The 1,528-nt window shown below is 57.7% G+C and carries 1 protein-coding gene; it reads right to left on the bottom strand.

Features of this window, described 5'->3' with window-relative positions; all coding sequences use genetic code 11:
* Window positions 1-36: 36 nt before the first annotated feature.
* Window positions 37-1,278, bottom strand: coding sequence for an IS30 family transposase (locus PCK14_RS19270; RefSeq protein ID WP_442864769.1), 1,242 nt, complete (start codon window positions 1,276-1,278; stop codon window positions 37-39).
* Window positions 1,279-1,528: the final 250 nt, after the last annotated feature.

The raw sequence follows: 1,528 nt of genomic DNA, 5'->3' as shown, positions 1-1,528 counted from the left end.
GGCGGATTCTGGGGGTCGTTGCAACACGACTGGTGGTTAGGCTGTCAATAGTATGTCGCGTAGGCGCTCGGCTGGTGTATTCCAGCCGAGCGTTTTACGTGGTCGGCCGTTGAGTTGTTGGGCGACGTGTTCGAGGTCTTCGGGGCTGTAGACGCTCAGGTCGGTGCCTTTGGGGAAGTATTGGCGGAGGAGACCGTTGGTGTTTTCATTGGTTCCGCGTTGCCAGGGGCTATGGGGGTCGCAGAAGTAGACGTCAATGCCGGTGGCGATGCTGAAGGCTTGATGTTGGGCCATTTCACTACCCTGGTCCCAGGTGAGGGAACCGCGTAGATGCTCCGGTAGTGTGCTCATGGTTTTGATGAGCCCGTCACGCACGGTTTCAGCGGTGTGGTCGTTGGGTAAATGTACGAGCATGACGTAACGGGTGCTGCGTTCGACCAGTGTCGCGATGGCTGATTGGTTATGAGCGCCCGTGATCAAATCTCCTTCCCAATGCCCTGGAACGGCCCGGTCCTCGATCTCTGCGGGGCGTTCGGAGATGTTGATCATGGAGTCTTTGAAGCGGTGTGTGCGTTCTTGCGGGCCAGTGCGAGTCTTGCGTCGTGTTCGGCCGGTGCGCATCGCTTGCTGGATTTCAAGTTTGAGTCTGCCCCGGGCTTGGAAGTACAGGGCTTGATAAATCGTTTCGTGGCTCACGCGCATGTCCTGGTCGTCGGGGAACTCTAGAACAAGCTTGTGTGAAATTTGTTCTGGTGACCAATGCTGACGCAGCCCGTGTTGAATGACCTCTTTAAGTTGCGGGCAGGCATCAATCTTGCGGGTCTTTGGCCGGGGCCGGCGTGCCACGGAAGTACGGTGGGCACTGTAAGGGGTGTAACCGCTGATGGGGTTGCTGTTGCGTTTGATCTCTCGGCTGATACTTGAAACATCCTTGCCGATTGCCCTAGCGATCGCGCGTTGACTGAGGCCTTGGGCGAGCATGTCATAGATGATTTCCCGGTCGGCTAAACAAAGAAACCGTCCATCAATGGGGCGCTCGAGCTGCACCATTGATGGGGCAGGCGGTGGACTGGAATCCGACGAGTTCCTCACTCCTGAGTTATAGACCATCACGACACCGTCAGGGTAAATACGACCGTTCTTCGTCCGGCGTATCCCGTGATCCCATTCCTGCGCGGTCGTGCGGTGAATTCCCAACCGAGTCGCTGCCTCGTGGCGTGTGAGCCCGGCATTGCGCAGTTGCAGGAAGTCTGCCCGGCTGGGCTGTTCCGAACGCATACGGGCCAACCCAGCCCGCCGGATCCAGGCATAGCAAGTGTTCCTATCCAAGCCAAGAGACTTCGCCGCCTCGGTCACGCTACCCAAACGGTCGAACAGATCGAAGAACTCCTGCTTCACTTCCGGCGAGGACCGCCGCCATTTCCGCGGCAACTCTGGATCCCCCACCAGATCCAACTTTTTCGTTAAAGACGACACGGTCGTTGCAACTCCTAAAACTAGGTGTTGCAACGACCGCTAGAACTCGCCC

The sequence above is a fragment of the Arthrobacter sp. HY1533 genome (assembly GCF_027568515.1).
Lineage (GTDB): Bacteria > Actinomycetota > Actinomycetes > Actinomycetales > Micrococcaceae > Specibacter.
The sequence above is the reverse complement of the archived record's forward strand: the minus strand, read 5'-3'. Positions and strand labels throughout refer to the sequence as shown.

Bases quoted from the DNA above. Each gene is read 5' to 3' on its own strand.
- PCK14_RS19270 (WP_442864769.1), bottom strand. From the start codon at position 1,278: ATGCGTTCGGAACAGCCCAGCCGGGCAGACTTCCTGCAACTGCGCAAT.